The 17,168-nt window shown below is 71.2% G+C and carries 14 protein-coding genes; 1 reads left to right on the plus strand and 13 read right to left on the minus strand.

Annotated elements, in window-relative coordinates; genetic code table 11:
* Position 1: 1 nt before the first annotated feature.
* The 13 genes from ACFVT1_RS38785 to ACFVT1_RS38845 form a co-directional block, all read right to left on the minus strand.
* Positions 2 to 1,024, minus strand: a complete 1,023-nt coding sequence (locus ACFVT1_RS38785; RefSeq protein WP_389804917.1) for an ADP-ribosylglycohydrolase family protein — start codon at positions 1,022 to 1,024, stop codon at positions 2 to 4.
* Positions 1,021 to 1,755: an NUDIX domain-containing protein gene (locus ACFVT1_RS38790; protein ID WP_389804920.1), complete on the minus strand. Its 735-nt coding sequence runs from the start codon at positions 1,753 to 1,755 to the stop codon at positions 1,021 to 1,023. The genes ACFVT1_RS38785 and ACFVT1_RS38790 overlap by 4 nt, the downstream gene beginning before the upstream one ends.
* Positions 1,752 to 2,831 (minus strand): AAA family ATPase, encoded by a 1,080-nt coding sequence (locus ACFVT1_RS38795; RefSeq protein WP_389804922.1) that lies wholly within the window; start codon positions 2,829 to 2,831, stop codon positions 1,752 to 1,754. The genes ACFVT1_RS38790 and ACFVT1_RS38795 overlap by 4 nt, the downstream gene beginning before the upstream one ends.
* A complete protein-coding gene (gene pnuC, locus ACFVT1_RS38800; protein WP_389804925.1) occupies positions 2,828 to 3,481 on the minus strand; it encodes a nicotinamide riboside transporter PnuC in 654 nt (217 codons plus the stop codon). Before pnuC ends, ACFVT1_RS38795 begins: the two co-directional genes overlap by 4 nt.
* A 132-nt stretch (positions 3,482 to 3,613) precedes the next feature.
* Positions 3,614 to 4,714 carry a pseudouridine synthase gene (locus ACFVT1_RS38805; RefSeq protein ID WP_389804928.1) on the minus strand — a complete coding sequence of 367 codons (1,101 nt, stop codon included), beginning with the start codon at positions 4,712 to 4,714 and terminating at the stop codon, positions 3,614 to 3,616.
* On the minus strand, positions 4,714 to 5,361 hold the full coding sequence (gene scpB, locus ACFVT1_RS38810; protein WP_389804930.1) for an SMC-Scp complex subunit ScpB: 648 nt from the start codon (positions 5,359 to 5,361) through the stop codon (positions 4,714 to 4,716). The genes ACFVT1_RS38805 and scpB overlap by 1 nt, the downstream gene beginning before the upstream one ends.
* Positions 5,358 to 6,524 carry a segregation and condensation protein A gene (locus tag ACFVT1_RS38815; RefSeq protein ID WP_389804933.1) on the minus strand — a complete coding sequence of 389 codons (1,167 nt, stop codon included), beginning with the start codon at positions 6,522 to 6,524 and terminating at the stop codon, positions 5,358 to 5,360. Before ACFVT1_RS38815 ends, scpB begins: the two co-directional genes overlap by 4 nt.
* 106 nt (positions 6,525 to 6,630) lie before the next feature.
* Positions 6,631 to 7,233: a hypothetical protein gene (locus ACFVT1_RS38820; protein WP_389804972.1), complete on the minus strand. Its 603-nt coding sequence runs from the start codon at positions 7,231 to 7,233 to the stop codon at positions 6,631 to 6,633.
* The gene (locus ACFVT1_RS38825; RefSeq protein WP_362210405.1) at positions 7,230 to 8,348 is read right to left on the minus strand and encodes a ParA family protein; all 1,119 of its coding nucleotides are present in this window, start codon (positions 8,346 to 8,348) and stop codon (positions 7,230 to 7,232) included. Before ACFVT1_RS38825 ends, ACFVT1_RS38820 begins: the two co-directional genes overlap by 4 nt.
* Positions 8,349 to 8,718: 370 nt before the next feature.
* Entirely contained in the window at positions 8,719 to 9,834 is a 1,116-nt protein-coding gene (gene ald / locus ACFVT1_RS38830; RefSeq protein ID WP_389804974.1) for an alanine dehydrogenase, read from the minus strand.
* A 143-nt stretch (positions 9,835 to 9,977) separates the two neighbouring features.
* On the minus strand, positions 9,978 to 12,041 hold the full coding sequence (locus tag ACFVT1_RS38835; RefSeq protein ID WP_389804936.1) for a tetratricopeptide repeat protein: 2,064 nt from the start codon (positions 12,039 to 12,041) through the stop codon (positions 9,978 to 9,980).
* 226 nt (positions 12,042 to 12,267) lie between these two features.
* Positions 12,268 to 12,894: an NUDIX domain-containing protein gene (locus ACFVT1_RS38840; protein WP_389804939.1), complete on the minus strand. Its 627-nt coding sequence runs from the start codon at positions 12,892 to 12,894 to the stop codon at positions 12,268 to 12,270.
* Positions 12,895 to 12,983: 89 nt separating this feature from the next.
* Positions 12,984 to 14,669 carry a CTP synthase gene (locus ACFVT1_RS38845; RefSeq protein WP_389804942.1) on the minus strand — a complete coding sequence of 562 codons (1,686 nt, stop codon included), beginning with the start codon at positions 14,667 to 14,669 and terminating at the stop codon, positions 12,984 to 12,986.
* Between the two features lie 439 nt (positions 14,670 to 15,108).
* On the opposite strand from ACFVT1_RS38845, the gene ACFVT1_RS38850 reads away from it, so the two are divergent.
* A complete protein-coding gene (locus ACFVT1_RS38850; RefSeq protein ID WP_389804976.1) occupies positions 15,109 to 16,911 on the plus strand; it encodes a glycoside hydrolase family 15 protein in 1,803 nt (600 codons plus the stop codon).
* Positions 16,912 to 17,168: the final 257 nt, after the last annotated feature.

A 17,168-nucleotide genomic window follows, 5' to 3' on the forward strand; every position in this document is an offset into this window, starting at 1 on the left:
GTCAGGAATCCCAGAGCGCCCCCAATGCCAGCAGGTCGCTCCGGTACTCGATCCGCTCCGACCACTCCTTGGGCCAGGCTCCCGCCCCCAGGTGCGCACCGGCGAGCGCGCCGGTCAGGCAGCCGAGGGAGTCCGAGTCGCCCCGGGTGCAGGCGGCCCGGCGCAGCGCGGTGACGGGTTCCTCGGGGAAGAGCAGGAAGCAGTGCAGGGCCGTGGCCAGGGACTCCTCGGCGATCCAGCCGTCACCGGTCGCCTCGCAGGGGTCGGTCTCCGGGGACGGGTCGCGCAGGGCGTCCTGGACGCGGGCCAGGGCCGTGAGGCATTCGTCCCAGCCTCGCTGGATGTACTGCTCGGGCGAGGAGTCGCCCGCGTACCGCCAGAGGTCGCCGAGCCAGCGCGTGAGGTAGCGCCCGCTGTTCTCGTAGGCGTAGCTGCGCAGTTGCCCGATCAGGCCCGTCGGCTCCGCACCCTGCGCCAGCAGGTACACCGCGCGGGCCATCAGGTCGGACGCGGCGAGCGCGGTCGGGTGCCCGTGGGTGAGGGCGGCCTGCAACTGGGCGGCGCCGGAGCGCTGTTCCTCGCTCAGTCCCGGAACGAGCCCGACCGGGGCGACCCGCATGGTGGCGCCGCAGCCCTTGGAGCCGGTCTGGCCGGCCTCCTGCCAGAGCCGGTCGCTGTCGAGCAGGCGGCAGGCGGTCATGCAGGTGCGGCCGGGGGCGCGGTTGTTGTCGGGCGAGTGGTACCAGTCGACGAACTCCTCGCGCACCGGGCGGACCAGTCGCAGCGGGGTGAGCAGCCCGCTGTCCATGGCGGTGCGGATGCCCCGCCCCAGGGCCAGCGTCATCTGGGTGTCGTCGCTGACGATCGCGGGCTTCGGCAGCCGCATCTGGCGCCACGGCCCGCACTTGGCGAGGATCGACGGAACGTTGTTGAACTCGGTCGGGAAGCCCAGTGCGTCGCCGAGCGCGAGCCCGGTCAGTGCGCCGGTGGCGGCCTGCTTGGTGATGGTCCTGGTCACGATCACGTGGTTCTTCCTTCCGGTCTCAGGAGTGGAGGGTGCAGGGCGGTAGCGGCACCCGCCCGGTAGAGAGCGGCCGGCTTTCCCCGTCCGCCGGTGCGGCGCGGTGATCCCTCCGCGGCCTGGACGAAGCCGGGCGTGGTGAGGACCTTGCGCCGGAAGTTGGGCCGGTCCAGCTCGACGCCCCAGACCGTCTCGTACACCTGCTGGAGTTCCCCCAGGGTGAATTCGGGCGGGCAGAAGGCGGTGGCCAGGCAGCTGTACTCGAGTTTGGCGCCGACGCGGTCGTGGGCGTCGGCGAGGATGCGGTCGTGGTCGAAGGCGAGCGGGCCGAGGGTTCCGGCGTCCCACCACCGGGCGTTGGCGGCGTCGCCGCCGCCGCGGGGTTCGGGAAGGTCGGGGACGAGTGCGGCGTAGGCGACGGAGACGACCCGCATCCTCGGGTCGCGGTCCGGTTCGCTGTAGGTGCGCAGCTGTTCCAGGTGGAAGGCGGAGACGGTGCCCTCGGTCAGGCCGGTCTCCTCGGCGAGCTCCCGGCGGGCGGCGTTCTCCGCGGACTCGCGGGGCCGGACGAAGCCGCCGGGCAGTGCCCAGTGGCCCTTGTAGGGGTCCTCGCCCCGTTCGACGAGCAGGACGTTCAACCGGGTGTCGCGGACCGTGAAGACGGCGAGGTCGACGGTGACCGCGAAGGGTTCGAAGGCGTACGGGTCGTAGCCCGCGGGGGCACCGGTGCTCATCGGTGCTCCGGGAGGGGTGCGGCGAAGTTCCAGCCGGCGGCGAGCAGGGTGTCGACGGCGGCGACGGCGGTGTCCAGGCGTTCCCGGTGGGTTCCGGTGAGTTCGATGAACCTCCTTCCCGTACGGGTGAGTTCGGCCCGGAACCGGTCGGTCATCCAGGGCCGCAGCTCCTCGCCGTCGCGCAGTCCGTCGTCCTCGAAGGCGACGCCCTCGTGGTCGGTGAGCAGCCACAGGTGGTGGGCGACGCGGTCGGCGGCCTCCTCGACGAGCGGGTTGCGGCCGCCGATGTACCGCTCGTGCCAGACGGTGGTGGCGAAGGAGTCGGTGTCGCAGAAGAGCACCGGCGACCCGGTGCGCGCGGCCGCCTCCTCCTCGGCGTTCTGCGCCTCGGCGATCAGCGGGAAGTCCTCGGTGGCGAAGGCGACGTCCTCCCACTGGGCCCCGGGCCACCGGGCGCGCAGCGCGGCCAGCTTCCGGGCGCTGAACTCCCGTCCGTACTCGGCGACGCAACGGGTCTGCGCCCAGGCTCCGCCGCGCCGGCGGTAGTGGTCGGTGAGGGCACGGGCCATGGTCGTGGTGCCGGTGGATTCCGCGCCGAGGACGACGATCCGGCGGGTGAGCGCGGCCCGTACCGGAGGTTCGAGGTAGTCCCAGCAGCCGACCGGGTCCTTGCGGACCGCGGTGCCGGACACCGGGAAGACCGTGCGTTCGAGGTCGACGCAGACGGATTCGGCACCGAACCTGCGGGCCAGTTCGTCCCCGTACCACTCCGATGTGAAGACGGCGTCCACCGGATCGGGCACGGCCCCGGTGAAGACGGCCATGTGCGCGTCCCAGATCACCGGGTCGTGGAGATCCATGCGGATGTCGTCGACCGCGCCCACGACCCGTACGTCCGGGTGCACCTCCCGCATCCAGGCCACCCGGTCGGCGAGCGGTATGGACTCGACGGAGGCGGCGCACACCAGGACGGTCAGCCGCTCGCAGCGGTCCTGCGCGGTGCGGACGAGGTGGTGGTGGCCGGCGTGCGGCGGGTAGAACTTGCCGAGGACGAGCCCGTGCCCGAAGCGCTTCATGCCGCCACCGCCACAGGCCGGTGCTGCTGTACGGCGGCGTCGCGGCGCCAGTTGCGCAGGCCGATCAGGCACAGCGTGAGGAAGCCGGCGTACAGCAGGGAGGTCAGGTAGAGCTCCTTGTACGCGTACAGCGGGATGTACACCACGTCGGCGGCGATCCAGAGCCACCACGACTCGACGAGCTTCCTGCACTGCCCGTACGTGGCCGCCAGGGACAACGTGGTCGTCAGAGCGTCCCAGAAGGGCACGGTCGAGTCGGTGGCGCGGCCCAGCAGGACGGTGAGGGCGGCGGTCCCCACCGCCCCTGCCGCGAGCAGCCAGACCCATTCGGTGCGTGTGGTGCGCCGCACCGGCAGGTCCCGTGCACCTGGTCCACCCCCGTGGGTCCAGGTCCACCAGCCGTACGCGGCAAGGGCGATGAAGACGATCTGGAGGCCGGCGTCGGCGTACAGGCCGGACTGGGTGAACAGCGCGATGAAGAAGAGGTTGTTGGCGATGCCGATCGGCCAGTTGGCGAGGTGCTGGCGGGCCACGAGCCAGACACACAGCGCCCCACTGCCGAAGCCGAGCACCTCGGTCCAGCCGACCGGGGTGTCCAGCACCGTCACCAGGGGTTGCTGCAAGGGATCGAGGACATCCGCGAGACTCACTCCCGCCTCCTTAATAGTCACTCTGACTATAAAGGCGAAGCGGTGGCAGCAAAAGACCCGCGGCCGATTCCTGTTCGAAAATCGAAAACAGGAACCGGCCGCGGGCCGTGGAACGGACGGAGCCGGACGCCCCTACAGGCCGACCTCGTGCATCAGCATGCCGACCTCGGTGTTGGTGAGGCGGCGCAGCCAGCCGGACTTCTGGTCGCCGAGCGGGATCGGGCCGAAGGACGTCCGTACGAGCCGCTCGACCGGGAAGCCGGCCTCGGCCAGCATCCGGCGGACGATGTGCTTGCGGCCCTCGTGGAGGGTCACCTCGACCAGGTAGTTCTTGCCGGTGTTCTCGACGACCCGGAAGTGGTCGGCGCGGGCGTAACCGTCCTCCAGCTGGATGCCGTCCTTGAGCCGCTTGCCGAGGTCGCGCGGCAGCGGTCCCTGGATGGCTGCCAGGTAGGTCTTCTTCACCCCGTACTTGGGGTGGGTCAGACGGTGGGCCAGCTCACCGTGGTTGGTGAGCATGATGATGCCCTCGGTCTCGGTGTCCAGCCGGCCGACGTGGAAGAGCCGCGTCTCACGGTTGGTGACGTAGTCGCCGAGGCACTGGCGGCCGTCCGGGTCCTCCATGGAGGAGACGACACCGGCGGGCTTGTTCAGCGCGAAGAAGAGGTACGACTGGGCGGCGACGGTCAGACCGTCGACCTTGATCTCGTCCTTGTGCACATCGACGCGCATGCCCTGCTCGACGACGATCTCGCCGTTGACCTCGACGCGGGCCTGCTCGATCAGCTCCTCGCACGCGCGGCGCGAGCCCATGCCGGCCCGGGCGAGGACCTTCTGCAGCCGCTCGCCCTCCTGCTCGGCGCCCGGGAAGGTCTTGGGCGTCTTGATGTCGGGCTTGTTCGCGTACCTGTCCCGGTTGCGCTGCTCGATCTTGGCGTCGAGCTCGCGCGGACGGGACGGGGCGCCCTGGCGACGCGGGCCGCCGCTCCGTCCGCCGCCCTGCGCGGGCTTCGGGCCGCCCTTGGCGCCGCCGCGGGCGGCCGCGCCGCGGCCCTTGCGCGGGCCTTCGCCGCCCGGCTTGTCGGCGCCCACGTCGTAGCGGCGCTCCTCGGGCCGGGGCCGGCGGGGACGCTGCTCCTGCTTGTCGTCGCGCCCGGCGCCGGCACCCCGGGGATTCCGGTTGCCGCCGCTCTTGCCGCTGCCGCTTCCGCTGTTCCTGCCACTGCTTCGCATCAAAATTCCGTCTTGTCGTCTGCGTGAGTATCCGGGGTGTCCGGTGCGTCCGGATCGAACGACGGCACACCCTCTAGCGTCTCAGCCTCGATCGCGTCCGCCTCGGGGAGGAAGGGCGCGAGCTCCGGGAGCTCATCCAGGCCACGCAGGCCCATCCGCTCCAGAAAGTAGTTCGTCGTCCTGTACAGGATCGCACCTGTTTCGGGTTCCGCGCCCGCTTCCTCGACGAGGCCCCGCTGCAGGAGGGTCCGCATGACCCCGTCGCAGTTCACACCGCGGACCGCGGAGACCCTCGACCGGCTGACCGGCTGGCGGTACGCGACCACCGCGAGGGTCTCCAGCGCCGCCTGCGTGAGCCGGGCCTGCTGGCCGTCCAGGACGAAGCCCTCCACGGCCGCCGCGTACTCCGGGCGGGTGTAGAAGCGCCAGCCTCCCGCGACCAGCCGCAGATCGAAACCGCGGCGCTGCACGGTGTACTCGTCGGCCAGCTCGCGCAGCGCGTCGGCGACGGCTCTGCGGGGCCGCTCCAGCACCTGGGCGAGGTGTTCCTCGGTGGCGGGCTCGTCGACGACCATGAGGACGGCCTCCAGGGCGGGCTTGAGATCAAGGTCCGCGACGGTGGAGCCGGTGGTGTCCTGCTGACTCATGCCTTCACATCCTCCTGGACGTCCCGCACCTCGGTCACCTCGGCATCGAACTCGTCCGTCACGACGGGCTCGGTCTCCGCTCCCCCGGCCCAGCGCACCAGGAGCTCCCCGAGGGCCTCGTCCTGGTCGAGGGCGACGGCCTTCTCCCGGTACAGCTCCAGCAGCGCGAGAAACCTGGCGACGACGGTGAGGGTGTCCCGGGCGTCCTCCGTGAGCACCCGGAAATTCATCTCCCCCGCCTTCCGCAGCCGCGCCACCACGATCTCCGCCTGTTCCCGCACACTGACCAGCGGGGCGTGGATGTGGTCGACGTACACCTGCGGCTCGGGCTTCGGCTGCATCGCCTTCACGGCCAGCTCGGCGAAGCGTGCGGCCCCGATGCGGATGACGACCTCGGGCAGCAGTTCGGCGTGGTGCGGCTCCAGCCCCACGGTCCGCGGGAAGCGCCGCCCCTCCGACTCCAGCCGGTCGCTGAAGATCTCGGCGACGCGCTTGTACGCGCGGTACTGGAGCAGCCGGGCGAAGAGCAGGTCCCGGGCTTCGAGCAGCGCCAGGTCCGCCTCGTCCTCCACCTCGGCGGCGGGCAGCAGCCGGGCGGCCTTCAGATCGAGCAGGGTCGCGGCGACGACGAGGAACTCGGTGGTCTGGTCCAGGTCCCAGTCCGGCCCCATGGCGCGGATGTGCGCCATGAACTCGTCGGTGACCTTGGACAGTGCGACTTCGGTCACATCCAGCTTGTGCCGGGAGATGAGCTGCAGGAGCAGATCGAAGGGCCCCTCGAAGTTCGCCAGCCGTACGGTGAACCGCCCGTCGTCGGCGGGCTCGGATGACGGACCGGGTGATGGACCGAGTGGTACCAGTACGGCGGGCTCGGCGGGCGCTGCGGATGGTGCCGGTACGGCGGGCTCGGCGGGCGCTGCGGATGGTGCCGGTACGGCGGGCTCGGCGGGCGCTGCGGATGGTGCCGGTGCGGCGGGTTCCGGTACGGGGGAGGCGTCGGCGGCCGCGCCGGCCGCCAATGGGGCCGGGGACGCCTCCCCCGCCCCGTGGAGCTGCGGGGCAGCGGCTTCGCCGCCCCCGCCCCCCGTCGGCGCGGCCCGGCCGCCCGGGCCGCGGCCCAAGGGGCGGCGAGGGGTGCGGGCGGGCTCGTCGGTCGTCGGCATGAGGGTCCAGGGGCAGCGGGATACGGGCGGCGGTCGTCGGCCCGTACGGAAAGGGCCGGACCGCTGGGCCGGCGGCGGCGCTCCGGGCAGGCTAGGGCCTGTCCGGTCAGCGACCGCGCAACCGCCGCACGAGGATGCTCGCGTCGCCCCTCGACTCCAGGTCCGCGAGAACCACCGCGACCGCCTCGCGGACGATCCGCCCGCGGTCGACCGCGAGCCCGTGCTCCCCGCGGAGCACCAGCCGGGCGTGTTCGAGGTCCATCAGTTCCTCGGCCGAGACGTAGACGGTGATCTTCTCGTCGTGCCGTTCCCGGCCGCTGGGCCGCCGGTTCGCCCCGCGCCCGCCTCCGCGGCTGCGCTGCTGCTGGACGCCGGGGGCGGGAGCCGCCTCCTGGGCGGGCGGCTGCGTGGACGGCTGTGCGGACGGCGCGGACTGCTGGGGCCTGCGCCCCGGCTGCCCCGCCACGGCGCCCCGGCCGCCGTCACCGCCGCGGCTGCGCGACTCCCCCGCGTCGGCGTCCGCCGCGGAGTGCTCCTCCCGGGCGGCGGTCTCCGCCGCGGTCCCGTCGGCTCCGGCATCGCTCTCGCCGGCCGGACCGGGCACCCGGGCCTCGCCGTTCGCCTTGCGCCGCCGGTCACCGGGGGACGACGCCTGCAGCCCCATCCCCCCGGTGGTACGGAACAGTTCGTCGGCCCCGGGCAGACTCACTCGGCGTGACACCGGGCGAGCACCTCCCTGGCGAGCTGGCGATAGGCGGCGGCACCGACCGAGTTGGAGGCGTACGTGGTGATGGGTTCACCGGCGACCGTGGTCTCCGGGAAGCGCACGGTGCGCCCGATGACCGTGTGGTAGACGTGATCGTCGAATGCCTCGACGACGCGCGCGAGGACCTCGCGGCTGTGCACCGTACGGGAGTCGTACATGGTGGCGAGGATGCCGTCGAGCTCCAGATCCGGGTTGAGCCGCTCCTGGACCTTCTCGATGGTCTCGGTGAGCAGCGCCACGCCTCGCAGCGCGAAGAACTCGCACTCGAGCGGCACTATGACCTTGTGGGCCGCCGTCAGGGCGTTCACGGTGAGCAGGCCCAGCGAGGGCTGGCAGTCGATCACGATGTAGTCGTAGTCGGCCAGCAGCGGCTTCAGGGCGCGCTGCAGCGTGGACTCCCGGGCCACCTCGCTCACCAGCTGCACCTCGGCGGCCGACAGGTCGATGTTGCTGGGCAGCAGGTCCATGTTCGGGACCGCGGTCTTCAGCAGGACCTCGTCGGCCGACATGCCCCGCTCCATGAGCAGGTTGTAGACCGTGAGGTCGAGCTCCATCGGGTTGACGCCGAGTCCGACCGACAGGGCTCCCTGCGGGTCGAAGTCGACGAGCAGGACGCGGCGCCCGTACTCCGCGAGCGCGGCACCCAGGTTGATGGTCGACGTGGTCTTGCCCACGCCGCCCTTCTGGTTGCACATCGCGATGATCTTCGCGGGACCGTGATCGGTCAGCGGGCCCGGGATCGGGAAGTAGGGCAGGGGCCGACCGGTCGGGCCGATCCGCTCGCGGCGCTGGCGGGCGGCGTCGGGCGCGAGGGTGGCCGCGTACTCCGGATCGGGCTCGTACTCGGCGTCGGGGTCGTAGAAGTGCCCCTGGGGCACCTCGTCGAAGTCGGCGAAGTGGGCGGAATCTCGGCCACTCTCGTTGCCGGCCATGGCGTTCACGTGTAGGCCGTCCATCATCTGGGGGGCTGTCGTCATGTGCTGATTGGTGGCGAAGGTGCGGACAGCGACGGAGCCGACAGCCTCCAGCCCGTTCGGGCTCTGGCCCCGTGCAGGCATCCCTGGTTGAACACCCCCGGGAGTAATTGTCGACTCATTCACAAGTCGTCTTACCTCCTTGGACGTGACCAGGAAACTTTATCGATAGGTCAGCGTGGCACCATGCCGACGATTGGCGACTCTATGGCGTGTCACCGGTCCGCAGCAACACAATCCGCCGGACCCGGCCCGATGTGTCGGCAATCGAACACCCCCCTGTCAAGGGCACGCAGCCACCGGGGCACACTTTTAACGGGTGCACGAATCGGTTAAAGGGTTACGTTCGAGACGAGTTGAACGGCGACCCCGCAGAGGCCCGACACGAGTCCGGCCGGACCTTGCTCGGCAAGGTCCGGCCGGACTCGTGAGGTTGACGGTAAGTGTTGACCCGTCAGCCGAGAAGCGAGCTGAGCTCGACGTGCTCCAGGCCGTGCGCCTCGGCCACCTCGCGGTAAACGACCTGTCCGTCATGGGTGTTGAGACCCTTGGCGAGCGCGGCATCGCGGCGCAGCGCCTCGGCCCAGCCGCGGTTGGCGAGCTCCACGATGTACGGCAGCGTGGCGTTGGTGAGGGCGTACGTGGAGGTGTTCGGCACCGCGCCCGGCATGTTCGCGACGCAGTAGAAGACCGAGTTGTGGACCATGAAGGTCGGCTCGGCGTGCGTCGTCGGGTGGGAGTCCTCGAAGCAGCCGCCCTGGTCGATCGCAATGTCGACAAGTACACTTCCGGGCTTCATCTTGGCGACGAGCTCGTTGGTGACCAGCTTCGGAGCCTTGGCGCCCGGGATGAGCACGGCACCGACGACGAGGTCGGCCTCGATGACGGCCTTCTCCAGCTCGAAGGCGTTGGAGACGACCGTCTGCACCTTGGTGCCGAAGATCTTGTCGGCCTCGCGCAGCTTGTTGATGTCCCTGTCGAGCAGCGTGACGTGGAAGCCGAGGCCGACGGCGATCTGCGTGGCGTTCCAGCCGGAGACACCGCCACCGATGACGACGGCCTTGCCGGCCGCCGTGCCCGGGACGCCGCCCGGCAGCACGCCGCGGCCGCCGGCCGAGCGCATCAGGTGGTAGGCGCCGACCTGCGGGGCCAGCCGGCCCGCGACCTCGGACATCGGGGCGAGCAGCGGCAGCGCGCGGCTCGCGGTCTCGACCGTCTCGTACGCGATGGCCGTGGTGCCCGACTCCAGCAGCGCGTCCGTGCACTCGCGGGAGGCGGCGAGGTGCAGGTAGGTGAAGAGCGTCTGGTCCTTGCGCAGGCGGTGGTACTCCTCGGCGACCGGCTCCTTGACCTTGAGCAGCAGGTCGGCGGTGGCCCAGACCTCGTCGGCGGTGGGAAGGATCTGCGCCCCGGCGGCGACGTACTCCTCGTCCGTGATGGAGGAGCCGGCCCCGGCGTTCTCCTCGACGACGACCTGGTGGCCGTGGCGGACGAGCTCGTTCACACCGGCGGGCGTGATCGCCACGCGGAACTCGTTGTTCTTGACTTCGCGGGGGATGCCGACCTTCACGTCGATCACGGTCCTTGGCTCTGAGGGTTACCCGGACATAGCTACACATACCCGGATAGACACTGCGTAAATGGAGACACCGCGAACGTACGCGGTAGAGCCAGTCTAATGAAGGGCTTCGCGCTGTCTAGCCTTACAAAGCATTAATTTTCAGTCACCACGCTACGGATTTCGCAGGCTGAGCCCTCTTCGCCCAGCAATCTGTCGGCCAGACCCCGGTGCAGCCGGGCCGCAGCCGGGTCGCCGAGCCGGTCGAGCGTGTCGGCCAGCCGCAGCTCCAGCGCCGCCTGCAGCCGCACGTCCCCGGCCCTCCTGGCCCATGTGACGGCCTCCTGGCAGGTGTGCAACGACTCACGCGGCCGTCCCGCGTACTCCTGCACCCGCGCCGCCTCGCTCAGCGCCCGCGCCTGTGCCGGCACGTCGCCGAGCCTGCGGTACCCGGCCGCGGCGGCCCGCCAGTTCCGCAGCGCCTCGCCGTACCGCCCGGCGTAGGTGTGGACGGCGCCGAGCCGCCCGTACAGCCGCGCCTCGTCGGCCCGCTCGCCCTGGGTGAGCCGCTGCGCCAGCGCCCGGCCGTACCAGTCGGAGGCCCGCTGGAAGTCCCCCAGCTCGGCGTATGCGCCGCCTACGGATTCCATCGCGCGGCCGATGGCGTACGGGTCCTTCGCCGCCCGCCCGGCGTCCAGCGCGGACCGGTAGCGGGTCAGCGCCTCCCGCGTACGGCCGGTCCTCGCGTCGAGGTCGGCGAGGTTGAGCAGCGCGGCGGCCCGCTCGCGCGGCAGGTCGCGCCGCTCGGCGACGGCCAGCACCAGACCGTGCAGTCCGTACAGCTCGGGCGCGGCGGCCTCGGTGCCCTGATGCACGGCCAGCGCCCGCACCAGCGAGGCGACCAACCGCCTTGCCAGCGTGTCCAGTTCACCGTCCTCCACGGCGATCCCGGCCGAAGCCAGCAGGGCGGGCCGACGGGTCCGCAGCCACTCGGCGGCCGCGTCGGGGCCGGGGAAGCGCAGCGAGCGCGGCAGCCCGGCGAGCTTGCGGCGGGCCGCGGAGCCCTCGGGGTCGGTGACCGCCCGGCAGGACTGCAGCAGACGTACGGTCCGCTCCAGCATCCGGGCCCTGGCGAGCTGGATCTCGGCCGGCCGGTCCGTGGCCTCCAGCAGAGCCCGCAGCAGCGGGGCGAGGCAGCCGGGCACCTCGTACTGCGGTTGTTCCGCCCCGTTGCTCCGCAGCAGCCCCAGGGCCACGAAGTCGTCGAGGGTCGTCTGGGCGGCGGAGACGGAGCAGCCGGCCAGCGCGGAGGCCGTGTGGGCGTCGGCCAGCCCGGCGGGGGCGAGGGCGAGCAGCCGCAGTATCCGTGCGGCGGTTGACGGCAGGGAGTCATGGACCAGCCGGAAGGCGCGGGCCAGCGGACGGGCGCCGGTGGACTGCTCCGTGTCGTCCGGCAGCTCGCGCAGCTGTTTGGCGGCATCGGCGACGGACGCCATGGGATGGGCGGCGAGCCAGCCGCCGACCATCACCAGGGCGGCCGGCAGCCCACCGCACTCCTCGGTGAGGGCCTCCGCGGTCCGCGGGTCGACGGTGATCCTGACCTGGCCGATGAGGCGGGCGAGCAGCCGGACGGCGGAGGCCGGGTCGAGGCCGCCGATGGTGCAGGGGCGCACGCCGGGGATCCCGGTCAGCGGGCCCGCGGAGGTGGCGACGACCAGGCAGTCGGGGTTGTCCGGCAGCAGTGGGTCGACCTGTTCCGCGTCCACGGCGTCGTCGAGGAGGAGCAGGGCGCCGCGCCCGGCGAGCGCCGCGCGGACCATCTCGGAGAGTTCGTCCCCGTCGGCGCCGGGCGGCCCCGTCACGCCCAGCTGGTCGAGCAGCTCCCGGGCGATGCGTTCGGTGGGGACCGGTGCGCCGCCGGGGTCGGTGAGCCTGGCCCGGAGCAGACCGTCCGGGTGGTCACCGGTGGAGAGCAGCCGGCGGGCGAGCTCACCGGCGAGTGCGGTGCGTCCGGATCCGGGGCGCCCGGCGATCAGCAGGACCCGGGCGCGGGCGGCCTTGCGACCGGCCAGGGTGTCCAGCCCGGCCCGCTCGATGTCGGCTCGCAGCGCTTTCAACTCACGTTCGCGCCCGAAGAATTGGGGTGGTGCGGCGCCGGAGGGCCCCTCGGTTCCCGCCGCCTTGGCCGGGCCGCTGGTGTCCACCGCCTGATCCGTCACGGGCCACGCTCCACTTCGCTGCACGCGTTGCCCGCCGGGACTCCGGTCAGGGCATTCCGAGCGTAGTTCAGGCGTGTGGACGAATTCCGTGGAGCGGGGCGCAGAGGTCCCCCGATCGGATCAGCATCTTTTCCGACCGGAGGGCCTCGGTGACCCGTTCAGCGGCCTCCGGAGGCCGCCGAACGGCGAACGGTCCTCGCGGACCGCCGGGGCGTGGCAGGAAGCGTCAGACCTCGAACGGGCGGGCCGGCCACGGCGCCTCGGCCGGCCGCAGCGACTCGATCCCGTCGCCGGCGAGCACCGTCGCGAGCGAAAGGACGCCCACCACAAGGCAGTTGTTGTGCAGATCCCCGGCCAGCACCCCCCGCACCAGCTCCTGGAGCGGCACCCGGGCCAGCTCCATGTCGGCCTCCTCCTCGGAGACCGCGAAGCGTTCCCCGTCGGCCTCGGAGAGATGCCTGGCCAGGAAGATCCGTACGGCCTCGTCGCAGCCGCCCGGCGTGGTGTAGACGTCGGTCAGCACCCGCCAGTCCTCGGCCTTGGCGTGCGCCTCCTCGTAGAGCTCGCGCTGGGCCGCGTGCAGCGGGTTCTCACCGGGGACGTCGAGCAGTCCGGCAGGGATCTCCCAGAGCTTGTGGCGCACCGGGTGGCGGTACTGCCGCAGCACGAGGACCCGGTTCTCCTCGTCGAGCGCGAGCACGGCGACCGAGCCCGGGTGGACCTGGTAGTCGCGGCGTACGACCGTGCCGTCGGGCATCACCACTTCATCGGTGCGGACGCTGGTCTTGTTGCCGGTGAAGGGCGTCTCGGTCGCGGTGACCTGCCACTCCTCGGGCGTGTCCTGGAAACCCATCTACGTCCTCCCACACGAAACAGAAACCGGGGCACGCATCCTCAGCGGATCCGTACCCCGGCCAACGTTAATGCCTGTGTACCGCCGGACTACTTGCCCGACTCGGTGTCCTGCCCTGCGCCGGCCCCGGCACCCGTCTTGCGCGCGACGGCCGCCTTCACCAGGCCCGCGAAGAGCGGGTGCGGGCGGGTCGGGCGGGAGCGGAGCTCCGGGTGCGCCTGGGTGGCGACCAGGTAGGGGTGAATCTCGCGCGGGTACTCGACGTACTCGACGAGCTTGTTGTCCGGGGAGGTGCCGGAGAAGACCAGACCGGCCTTCTTCTCCAGCTCGGCGCGGTAGGTGTTGTTGACCTCGTAGCGGTGGCGGTGGCGCTCCTCCACGTACGGCTGGCCGTCGTACGCCTCACGGACCAGCGAGCCCTCGGCGAGCTTCGCCGGGTACAGGCCGAGCCGCATCGTGCCGCCCAGGTCGCCCGCGCCCTCGACGTACGCGAGCTGCTCCTCCATCGTCGAGATGACGGGGTGCGCGGTGGCGGCGTCGAACTCGGTGGAGTTGGCGTCGGGGATCTCGGCCAGGTTGCGCGCGGCCTCGATCACGATGCACTGGAGGCCGAGGCAGAGGCCGAGCAGCGGCACCTTGTTCTCGCGGGCGTACTGGATGGCGCCGATCTTGCCGTCGACACCGCGGTCGCCGAAGCCGCCGGGGACGCAGATCGCGTCGACGTCGGAGAGCTGCTTGGCGGCGCCGGCCAGGGTCTTGCAGTCGTCGGACGCGACCCACTTGACCTTGACCCTGGCCTTGTTGGCGAAGCCGCCGGCCCGGATGGCCTCCGTGACCGAGAGGTAGGCGTCGGGCAGGTCGATGTACTTGCCGACGAGCGCGACGACGACCTCGTGGTCGGGGTTGTGGACGCGGTCCAGCAGGTCGTCCCACGTGGTCCAGTCGACATCGCGGAACGGCAGGTCGAGCTTGCGCACGACGTAGGCGTCCAGGCCCTCGGTGTGCAGCACCTTGGGGATGTCGTAGATCGACTTGGCGTCCACGCAGGCCACCACGGCGGCCTCGTCGACGTCGCACATCAGCGAGATCTTGCGCTTGATGGCGGTCGGCACGTCGCGGTCGGCGCGCAGCACGATGGCGTCGGGCTGGATGCCGATGTTGCGCAGCGCGGCGACGGAGTGCTGGGTCGGCTTGGTCTTGAGCTCGCCGGACGGGCCGATGTACGGCAGCAGCGAGATGTGCACGACGAACACGTTGTCCCGGCCGACCTCGTGGCGGACCTGTCGGACGGTCTCCAGGAACGGCAGCGACTCGATGTCACCGACCGTGCCGCCGACCTCGGTGATGACGACATCGACGTCGTCGGTGGCCATGCGGCGGATGCGGTGCTTGATCTCGTTGGTGATGTGCGGGATGACCTGCACGGTGTCACCGAGGTACTCGCCGCGCCGCTCCTTGGCGATCACCTGCGAGTAGACCTGCCCGGTGGTGACGTTGGCGGATCCGTCGAGGTCGACGTCGAGGAAGCGCTCGTAGTGGCCGATGTCCAGGTCGGTCTCGGCGCCGTCGTTGGTGACGAACACCTCACCGTGCTGGAAGGGGTTCATCGTGCCCGGGTCGACGTTCAGGTACGGGTCGAGCTTCTGCATGGTGACCCGGAGGCCGCGCGCCTTGAGCAGGGCACCGAGGCTGGAGGCAGTCAGACCCTTGCCGAGGGATGAGGCGACACCCCCGGTGACGAAGATGTGCTTGGTCGTCGTGGATGTGGGCTGCATAGCCAAAGGGGGCTCCCGTGGTCGCGATCGTGAGGTGCGTACCGGCGTTGCCGTCCGGAGACTCCGGAGGTGCCGTCGCTGCGGTTCGGGGGCCTCGTCTGCTGTTGCGAACGACCACCGGTCCACGGGCTACCAGGGTATCAGCGACAAAGGGGGCCTGCTTCCGGCCACACGCCGCACGGGCTTTTGGCCACACGCTGCACAGTCGCAACACATGACCGCCGCAGGTCCCTCACACCGCACCCGTTCGGCTCAGGCGCATCGACGAGCGTTGATGAGACCGTCGCGCAGATCATTCCGGTGCGTCGTATCCTGCACGGACACTCGCTCCGGGCGAGGTACCAAGTTCGCGGGCTCACCCACAACGACGCCTTGCGACGACCTCTTGACCCGCAGTAATGCCCTACGGGGCGACATGGCCGTTCGACTGGAGATGCACGTGGCCGGGCGCATCGAGGATTACGCACTCATCGGAGACATGCAGACCGCCGCCCTGGTCTGCCGGGACGGCACAGTGGACTGGCTGTGCCTTCCCCGCTTCGATTCGCATGCCGTTTTCGCGGGACTTCTGGGTACCGAGGAGCACGGCTTCTGGCGCCTGGGACCGGCGCGGGAGGACGGGGAGGAACCGCAGTCCGCGGACCGCCGCCGCTACCGCGGGGACTCCCTCGTCCTGGAATCGGAATGGGATACACCACGCGGAACGGTCAGGGTGACCGATTTCATGCCGCCGCGTGACGGTGCCCCGCAGGTGATCCGGATCGTGGAGGGGATCAGCGGCCGGGTGCCGATGCGCTCCGAGCTGCGGATGCGGTTCAGCTACGGGCGGGTGACGCCGTGGGTGCACAAGGTCGACGGCCGTACGGTCGCGGTCGCGGGCCCGGACTCCGTCTGGCTGGACACCCCCGCCGACACCTATGGCGAGAACCTGACGACGTACTCCGACTTCACGGTCGCGCCGGGTGACCGGATCGCGTTCACGATCAGCTGGCAGCCCTCGCACCACGAGCCGCCGGCCCTGCCGGACCCGGAGGGTTCGCTGGACGCCACCGCGGACTTCTGGCGTGAATGGGTCGAGCAGTGCACGTACCACGGGCCCTACCGCGAGGCCGTGGTCCGCTCCCTGATCACCCTCAAGGCCCTGACGTACGCGCCGACCGGCGGGATCGTCGCCGCGCCGACCACCTCCCTGCCCGAGGACATCGGCGGCTCCCGGAACTGGGACTACCGCTACACCTGGCTGCGCGACGCCGCGATCACCCTCTCCTCCCTGCTGCGCACCGGCTACCGCGAGGAGGCCCGCGCCTGGCGCGAGTGGCTGCTGCGGGCGGTCGCCGGCGACCCGGAGAACCTGCAGATCATGTACGGCATCGCGGGCGAGCGCGAGCTCGGCGAGGCCGAGCTGGACTGGCTGCCCGGATACGAGAACTCCGGCCCGGTCCGGGTCGGCAACGGCGCCGCGGGCCAGCTCCAGCTGGACGTGTACGGCGAGGTCATCGAGGCACTGCACCTCGCCCACATGACGGGCCTGACCCGCAACGACTACGCGACGGGCCTCCAGCTCAAGCTGATCGAGTACCTGGAGAAGCACTGGGACGAGCCGGACGAGGGCATCTGGGAGGTGCGCGGCCCGCGCCGCCACTTCGTCCACTCGAAGGTGATGGCCTGGGTCGCCGTGGACCGCACCATCAAGCTGATCGAGTCCGGTGACGCGGAAGGGCCGCTGGAGCGCCTCCACGAGCTGCGCGACGACATCCACCGCGACGTCTGCGACCGGGGCTACGACAAGGAACGCAACACCTTCACCCAGTCCTACGGATCGACGGAGCTGGACGCCTCCCTCCTCCTGATCCCCCAGATGGGATTCCTGCCGCCCGACGACAAGCGCGTGATCGGCACGATCGAGGCGATCCAGCGCGAACTCTCCACGGAGGACGGCTTCATACTGCGCTACCCCACCAAGGGCGAGGACGCGGGCGTCGACGGACTGGAGGGCGACGAGGGCGCGTTCCTGGCCTGCTCCTTCTGGCTGGCCGACGACCTGGCGATGATCGGCCGGGTCGACGAGGCACGCGAGCTCTTCGAGCGGCTGCTGTCCCTGCGCAACGATCTGGGCCTGCTCGCGGAGGAGTGGGATCCCCGGCTGCAGCGCCAGGTGGGGAACTTCCCCCAGGCGTTCAGCCATGTGCCGCTGATCGACACGGCACTGCGCCTGACGGCGAGCGGGGCATACGTCGGCTGACCCCGGCGAGCGGGGGAGGGGCGGAGACCGCGTGTACGGCGGCTCCCGCCCCTCCCCCGTTTCTCTGCCCGGACAGGTGGCCCGCCTTCTCCGTTCTCCGTCCGGGACGGCGGGGCGGCGGCACCGGCGGGGCGGCGGGCAGCCCCGGAGGTGGTCGCGCACCGGAGGTGGTCGCGCACCGGAGGTGGTCGCGCACCGGAGGTGGTCGCGCACCGGAGGTGGTCGCGCACCGGAGGTGGTCGCGCACCGGAGGTGGT

This window comes from Streptomyces sp. NPDC057963 (genome assembly GCF_042887155.1).
Taxonomy (GTDB): Bacteria; Actinomycetota; Actinomycetes; order Streptomycetales; family Streptomycetaceae; genus Streptomyces.